The sequence below is a fragment of the Mesotoga infera genome, assembly GCA_011045915.1.
GTDB lineage: Bacteria > Thermotogota > Thermotogae > Petrotogales > Kosmotogaceae > Mesotoga > Mesotoga infera_D.
In genome coordinates this window covers 1-2,935 of sequence record DSBT01000252.1, presented here as the reverse complement: position 1 = coordinate 2,935, position 2,935 = coordinate 1, and the positions used below count along the sequence as shown (strand labels likewise).

At 42.8% G+C, this 2,935-nt stretch carries 4 protein-coding genes; all 4 read right to left on the bottom strand.

What is annotated here, in order from left to right:
• Window positions 1-135 precede the first annotated feature (135 nt).
• Complete coding sequence (locus ENN47_08585) at window positions 136-663, bottom strand: hypothetical protein (GenBank protein HDP78222.1); 528 nt, start codon at window positions 661-663, stop codon at window positions 136-138.
• Window positions 664-906: 243 nt separating this feature from the next.
• Entirely contained in the window at window positions 907-1,353 is a 447-nt protein-coding gene (locus ENN47_08580) for a hypothetical protein (protein ID HDP78221.1), read from the bottom strand.
• On the bottom strand, window positions 1,338-1,811 hold the full coding sequence (locus ENN47_08575) for a helix-turn-helix domain-containing protein (protein ID HDP78220.1): 474 nt from the start codon (window positions 1,809-1,811) through the stop codon (window positions 1,338-1,340). The genes ENN47_08580 and ENN47_08575 overlap by 16 nt, the downstream gene beginning before the upstream one ends.
• A 134-nt stretch (window positions 1,812-1,945) precedes the next feature.
• Complete coding sequence (locus tag ENN47_08570; GenBank protein HDP78219.1) at window positions 1,946-2,332, bottom strand: hypothetical protein; 387 nt, start codon at window positions 2,330-2,332, stop codon at window positions 1,946-1,948.
• Between the last annotated feature and the right edge of the window lie 603 nt (window positions 2,333-2,935).

Below are 2,935 nucleotides of genomic sequence, written 5' to 3'. Positions count from 1 at the left end.
GCAAAAGGGACAGACTCGATTTTTTGCTAACTTTTCGTTTCTGTCTTGAAGAAAACCCTCACAGATTTTGGTCTGCGATTTCTCTTCTTAATGGGAAAATCGGAGTCTGACCCCATTTGTTCCTTTGAATGTACATCAGCGGTTGGGATTGGAACCGAGCGTTTCCCGAGCTTCTTCCTTGTACTTTCGATATCTCTTGAATTCCAGACCGTAGCTCTCGGCCAACCTCTTTGCCTCAATAGGCAGCAGACCATCTACCAAAATGACTCCGTGACTGGCCCCGTACTTCGAGAGAGAAGCGGCGAGACTCTGTACTTCGGAGTTATGGATTTGATCATTGCCCTCCCTGATGGAGAACACCGTCTTTTCTCCAAAGATGTCCGCGATAAGATCAACAGAGGAATAATCGCCCCTCGGAGGATAATCACAGGATACCCCATAGCTTTCGAGAAAGTCCTTAAACTCGAGAACGAGAAGATTCCTGAGGCTCTTCACATTTCGCTCGGGCTTCAAATAATGTCTGATCCTTAAGGATACTAGATTCACAGCGACGATCTGCGCGAAGAGCAGACCAATAACCAACTGATAAGGGATCACGTAAGCCAGCGCAATGATTGCAGCCGACACTACCCACCAGTACTTCTTGAAGTAGTATAGAATCATGAGGTCTTTCCTGTCACTCTATATCCGTCTCGATCGAAATACACTTCCACACCTCGTCCAGAAAAAAACACCGAACATTGATCAGCCACTATTCAAAGAACCGCGAAATAACTCTTTATCTTCTGAGCCCTGAGAATGCATGAATATTCAGCGAGACTCTAAAGGACGCAGTTATCATTAAGTGAAGAAAATCACAACAAGTAGAATGGGAAGTTTGTTCTATTCTCCGCCACCAATTCTGAATCACTTCAACAAAGGGAGTGGAACAAATACATGACCGGAACTAGCAAGAGCATGACTGAGTTCGTTGCGTACGTATGACCAGGCTAGTCTCACTAACTGACGATTAGAAAAGAACTCAAGAGTTTCTTCGTTGCTCAGAACAGACTTGACTACTTCAACTTCTTTGACACGAAACTCCAGCATGTATTGAAGATTCATCTTGAAAAACGCCTGATTCTTCTCCGCTTCTATGGCAATATCGAACCCCACATTGCAGTTTAAAATCTTGTTCTTCTCATCCAGCTCAATAGAACCTTTTCGAACGTTAACAGAACCGTGTTGTTCGGATAGGTTGCTCTTATCATAAGTTTTGTAACTCAGAGACATAGTTCTTATTGAAAGCAGCTCTATTGCTTGGATAAGTTCAATATAACCGCTGGACTGCTTTCCGTTCATCCGGCCAGGCATTCTTCGTCACACCTTTCAGGTTGATCCAATACATGCTCTGATTCAAGCTTCTCCCAGGTAGCTTCACCAAGAGTCAAGATGTACTTAATCGCATCGATAGCATCTATATGATATGCGTCACTTATCTGGTTGATCTTTGTTGACAATTCTTTCAGGAACTCAGGATTTCTTCCCAATACTTCTCTCACTTCAAGACTATTTTCAAGTGTCTCTCTCACCACGTTAGAGTAATCGCTTGACTCATCCAGACCTCCAGCTGTCAACAGCTTCTCACAAAGTCCTGTTGGCAATGTTATAACTTCCTCTTTGGTAGCAATTATATGAAGCTTCAGATCAAGTGTATCGGAAAGCCTATTCATCATCTCATACGATATGTTCTGCTTACCGGCTTCTATTCTTGCTATTACCGATTGCGATGTTCCTATTGCTTCGGCCAGATCCTTCTGCGAGAGTCCCATTTCAAGCCTTGCAGACTTTATGACCCTAATGAAGAGTCTAAGCGGTCTCTTCGAATCGTAGACTCTAGCGAATTTCTCGTCTTTCAACCATTCTTTTTTGAGTTCATCAAAAGACCTCACTACTTCCACCCCCTTCAACGCGCTTCAAATAGGTATTTCCCTAAACGTTTGCAGGCTTTGACTATGTCGGCATTCTGCCTTCTGGATCTCCCCTGTTTGAAAACTGCTAACAACAAGATTATAAGGAGATTTTCGCTGTCAGGATGAAAGTATAGCCGTATTACCTCTTTCTGCTTTGTTCTAAGTTTCATTTCAAACAAGGTCCCCCATCTACAGTCCAGTGGTTTGTATAACCTCCCCTGTTTCCCGATCTGCTCTGGCGCAATACCCATCGCTTCGATATCTCCGAAATTCGAAGCGATCTCTTCTTTTGTGTCCACATCGAGATCATTAAGGAATTTCGGTACGTCGTTCTCAAAGAAAAGCACCTTGTACCCTTTGTAAAGAGTTCGAATTCTCATATGCGTCTTCTCCGAAAGCATCAACAGTGTAATTATATATCATATATGCTATATAATCAAGACTGATCAATGTTTTTCCAAATTGCTTCGTGGCAAGAACAGACCAATCAATAGGCCCCGCTGAGACTAGTATTTCTTCTAACATCAGAAAATTACCAATTGCACCATGAAATAGCTTAGTTCATATGGAAATTGCCAGACTACAAGGTTAGGTGCGTACTCTCTATAGGACCAGTTCCATTAAGCTAAAAAAACTGAATCCGTTTTGGTCACTGTTTTTCGAGAACTTTCCATGTGCGAGCATAACCGTTTCTGTATTTTGCAGCCCGAACTTCCCGGCAATTTGACGCAAGGTGTCACAATTAACACTTTCATCATTCCTTCGCCTCCTGACTTATTGGTTACAGATTCTTGTTCGCTGATTATGTCAACCTTAATCCCACCTTATTCGCGCCACTAGTGTAGAGGAGCATGTAACTGCGTAGCAAAAGGGACAGACTCGATTTTTTGCTAACTTTTCGTTTCTGTCTTGAAGAAAACCCTCACAGATTTTGGTCTGCGATTTCTCTTCTTAATGGGAAAATCGGAGTCTGACCCCATTTG

Excerpts from the sequence above, each read along its gene's own strand:
- ENN47_08585 (HDP78222.1), bottom strand. The coding sequence starts at position 663 with ATGATTCTATACTACTTCAAGAAGTACTGGTGGGTAGTGTCGGCTGCA.
- ENN47_08580 (HDP78221.1), bottom strand. The coding sequence starts at position 1,353 with ATGCCTGGCCGGATGAACGGAAAGCAGTCCAGCGGTTATATTGAACTT.
- ENN47_08575 (HDP78220.1), bottom strand. The coding sequence starts at position 1,811 with ATGGGACTCTCGCAGAAGGATCTGGCCGAAGCAATAGGAACATCGCAA.
- ENN47_08570 (HDP78219.1), bottom strand. The coding sequence starts at position 2,332 with ATGAGAATTCGAACTCTTTACAAAGGGTACAAGGTGCTTTTCTTTGAG.